The organism is Mycobacterium sp., from assembly GCF_035603715.1.
Lineage (GTDB): Bacteria > Actinomycetota > Actinomycetes > Mycobacteriales > Mycobacteriaceae > Mycobacterium.
The window spans coordinates 1-4294 of the sequence record NZ_DATNJW010000510.1; the positions used below are offsets into that span (position 1 = coordinate 1).

Annotated in this window: 4 protein-coding genes; all 4 read right to left on the bottom strand. The window is 66.0% G+C overall.

What is annotated here, in order from left to right:
- A partial coding sequence (locus tag VN856_RS21240; protein ID WP_325692614.1) for a DNA gyrase subunit B occupies positions 1–1554 on the bottom strand: 1554 nt, incomplete at its 3' end.
- Between the two features lie 220 nt (positions 1555–1774).
- Positions 1775–2344: a DUF721 family protein gene (locus VN856_RS21245; protein ID WP_325692616.1), complete on the bottom strand. Its 570-nt coding sequence runs from the start codon at positions 2342–2344 to the stop codon at positions 1775–1777.
- The gene (gene recF / locus VN856_RS21250; protein WP_325692618.1) at positions 2341–3513 is read right to left on the bottom strand and encodes a DNA replication/repair protein RecF; all 1173 of its coding nucleotides are present in this window, start codon (positions 3511–3513) and stop codon (positions 2341–2343) included. The genes VN856_RS21245 and recF overlap by 4 nt, the downstream gene beginning before the upstream one ends.
- Positions 3514–3520: 7 nt before the next feature.
- On the bottom strand, positions 3521–4294 hold a 774-nt coding region (dnaN, locus tag VN856_RS21255; RefSeq protein WP_325692620.1), incomplete at its 5' end, for a DNA polymerase III subunit beta.

A 4294-nucleotide genomic window follows, 5' to 3' on the forward strand; every position in this document is an offset into this window, starting at 1 on the left:
GAACTCGTCGTGGATACCGGTGCCGAGCGCGGTGATGATCGCTTGCACTTCAGTGTTTTTCAGCACCCGGTCGATGCGGGCCTTCTCGACGTTGATGATCTTGCCGCGCAACGGCAGGATCGCCTGGAACATCGAGTCGCGCCCACTCTTGGCCGAGCCGCCGGCCGAGTCGCCCTCGACGACATACAGTTCGGATTTCCGCGGGTCGGTGGACCGGCAGTCGGCCAGCTTTCCGGGCAGTCCGCCGATGTCGGTTGCGCTCTTGCGCCGCACCAACTCTCGCGCCTTGCGGGCCGCGATGCGTGCCTGCGCAGACGACACCGCTTTATTGACGACGGTCTTGGCGTCCGAGGGATTGGCATCGAACCAGTGCTGGAGCTCTTCGTTGCAGATTTTCTGCACGAAAGACTTGACCTCGGTGTTGCCCAGCTTCGTTTTGGTCTGACCCTCGAACTGGGGCTCGCTGACCTTCACCGAGATCACCGCGGCCAGCCCCTCGCGGATGTCGTCGCCGGTGAGGTTGGGGTCCTTGTCTTTCAGCAACTTCTTGTCTTTGGCGTACTTGTTCACCACCGTCGTCAACGCCGCCCGGAAGCCCTCCTCATGGGTACCGCCCTCGTGGGTGTTGATGGTGTTGGCGAAGGTGTGCACCGACTCCGAGTAGCCGCCGTTCCACTGCATGGCGATCTCGACTTCGTGGCCGGGACCTTTCCCGGAGAAATCCACGATGCTGACGTGGATCGGATTCTTGGTCCGGTTGATGTGCTTGACGTAGTCGACCAGGCCGCCCGGATAGTGGAAGGTCCGGTGTTTGACCTTATGCGGCGCAACGGATTCCGCGGCCTTTTCTTCCGCGGACTTCGGGGCCTCGGCGGTGTCGCTGACGACTTCGTCGACGACCTCTTCCTTGGTCACCCGCTCGTCGGTGAGGTTGATGGTCAGGCCCTTGTTCAGGAACGCCATCTCCTGCAGCCGGCGGGCCACCGTCTCGAAGTCGTAATTCGTCGTCTCGAAGATCCCGGGATCCGCCCAGAACCGGACCGTGGTGCCGGTCTTCTTGGTCTTGTCGCCCTGCTTGAGCGTGCCGGGCTCGGAGTGGTCGTAGGTCTGGTACCACTCGAAGCCGTCCCGGGAGATCTCCACCTCGAGTCGGGTGGACAGCGCGTTGACCACCGAGACGCCGACCCCGTGCAAACCACCCGACACCGCGTACGCGCCGTCGTCGCCGCCGAATTTGCCGCCGGCGTGCAGTTGGGTCATCACGACGTCGACGGTGGGGACACCGGTGGCGTGGGTGGCGACCGGGATGCCACGGCCGTTGTCGGTGACCTGGACGCCGCCGTTCTCCAAAATCTTGACGTCGACGGTGTCGGCGTAGCCGGCCATCGCCTCATCGACCGCGTTGTCGACGACTTCCCAAACCAAATGGTGCAATCCGCGCTCGCCGGTGGAGCCGATGTACATGCCGGGGCGTTTGCGGACCGCTTCCAGCCCCTCCAAAATCGTGATGGAATCGGCGCCGTACTCTTTCGGATTCTTTTTCTGGGCAGCCACGGTCGGGAGGCACTCCTTGGGATTGCGCGCGGGCAGTCCGATGACTCTGCGCTGGTTCTTTGTCAGTCTACCGTCAACACGGTCTCGGACCGATTCTGTAGGGGCGTTTCTACACAGCTATCTGCGCCGTGTGCGCGATTTTTCGCTCTGGGCTGCGTCCTGACGCTTGACAAGGCGGTTTCCCGCGTTGTGACGGCCCTCAGCGAATCTCCCGGCGGGGTCACCCATAGGTGTCGCGCGGACCCCTGCCGGCGATGTGCAGCGGTCCCTTTCGCCACGTCGGCGCGACCGGGCCGGTGATTCTCAGGCTGTTCACCACGCCGTCGCCGACCTCCGCGGCGATCTTGGCCAGCACTTGGTTCTGGATGATTCGTAACTGGGTGGCCCAGGCCGTCGACTCCGCCGCGACGGTAAGCACCCCGTCACGCAAGTTGGTCGGCGTCGCGTGGTCGGCGATGTTCGACCCGACCACCGCCGGCCACCGCCCGAAAACCGCGCCTTCGGCGACGCGCGACGACCAGCCCCTCTTCTTGGCCACGTCGCGGGTGACGCTGGCGAGGGTTTGCGGATCGCGCGCGTCGGGGCCCGGTCCCGACCACCGGCGCCGACTTGCGTTGCCCGCGACACGACGGCCGGGGGGCAGCCGACGCCCGCGGCCGACGTCTTTTCCTTGCGTGCGGGCGACGCCGCGGGCCTCTTCGAGAACCCGCCGGACCAGATCCATGCCGGCCACTTCGCTCAAGTGCTCAGGCGGTGCGGCGCCGTCCGGGGTGTCATCGTCGGGATTCAACTGTCGACCTCCTCGTTATGCACTGCAGTGACCACCGCCGACGCGGGGCCGCTGTCACCGTCGGTGAGGGTGATGTCCACCCGGTCGGCCACCCAGTCCCGGGGGATGTCGTCGAGCACGGCGGCGGTGACCAGCACCTGCTCTGCGGAGGCGGCCGCCGTGGCGAGGGCTTCGCGGCGCGCGGTGTCGAGTTCGGCGAACACGTCGTCGAGTAACAGCACCGGATCGCTTCCTTCGGCGCGCAACAATTCGTAGGCGGCCAATCGCAGCGCTAGCGCCATCGACCACGATTCCCCATGGCTGGCAAAGCCTTTCGCGGGTTGCTCGCCGAGCCGCAACTCGAGATCATCGCGATGCGGGCCCACCAGGCACACGCCGCGGTCGAGTTCGGCGTCGCGGCGCGCAGCCATTTTCTCCAGCAGGGCCGTCCGCAGCATTTCCACGTCCGGGCGGTCCGGCTCGGTATCGACGCTGGCGTGGTAGCTGATCGATGCCGGCCGCGATGCCGGCGCCAACAGCTGATAACTCTTCTGCACCTCGGGCGCGAGTTCGTTCACCAGGGTCATCCGGGCCGCCATCAATTCGGCACCGTGCGCGGCCAGGTGACCGTCCCACACATCAAGGGTGTCCAAGGCGCCGCGGTCGCCGCGGAATCGCGCGCCCGATGCGGACTTCAGCAGTGCGGTGCGTTGGCGCAGGACTTTGTCGTAGTCGGCGCGGATCGCCGCTACCCGCGGACGGCGGACGGCCGCCAGATCATCGAGGTAGCGGCGTCGATCGCCTGGGTCTCCCCGCACCAGCGCCAGATCCTCGGGTGCGAACAACACCGCACGCAGCACCCCGATCACTTCGCGGGCGCTGCGCACCGGCGAGCGGTTCAATCGCGCTTTGTTGGCCCGCCCGGCCGTGATCTCGAGGTCCACCGCACATTCCCGGCCTTCGTTGACCACGATCGTCGAGACCACCGCCCGCTGGGCGCCGAGCCGCACCAGAGGCGCGTCGGTCGCGACGCGGTGCGATCCCAAGGTCGACGAATACCACAGGGCCTCAACAAGATTCGTCTTGCCATAGCCGTTCGAACCGACGAACACCGTCCGCCCCGGCGTCAGTTCAAGCTCCACATTCGCCCAGGACCGGAAGTCCCGCAAGCCCAGATGACGGACGTACACCTAATCGCTAACCAGGCAGACGAACCGGCATGAGCAAATACACGTATTCGGTCTGAGCCGCAGGGAACGGCCCGCTGCCACTGGGTTGGGCGTCGTCATCGCCGGCCGGACGCAGCACCGCCGGGCGGCTTGGTGTGGTGAAGCCGAACGACACCCGCTCGGAATGCAGCGACCCCAACCCGTCGGTGAGGTATGTCGGGTTGAACGCGATGGTCAGCGGCTCACCGGCGAATTCCACCGGTACGTCCTCTTCGGCGCGACCCACATCGTCAGCACCCGCCGAAAGTCGCAACACATCCTCGGAGAATTCCATCCGGACCTGAGCGCCGCGATCGGCCACCAGAGCAACGCGCTTGATCGCCTCACTCAGTTCGGCCACACCAACGGTGGCGACCGCCGTGTGCTCGGTCGGCAACAGCTGCCGGAACTTCGGGAACTCCGCATCCAGCAGTCGGGTGGTGCTGCGTTTGCCGTTTCCACTGATGCCCAGCAATCCGTCCTTGCCGACCGCGGGTCCAGCGCCCAACGACAAGTGCACCTCGGCGCCGTCGGCGCCGCTCTTTGCCGCCTCCGACAACGTCTTGGCCGGCACCAGCACCGCGGCTTCTACGTCGGGTGCAGCCGCCGACCAGGTCAGCTCCCGAACCGCAAGCCGGAACCGATCGGTGGCAGCCAAAACCACGGACTGACCGGAGATTTCGACGCGAATCCCGGTCAGCATCGGCAACGTGTCATCACGGCCGGCCGCGACCGCGACCTGACCGATCGCCTCGGCGAACAC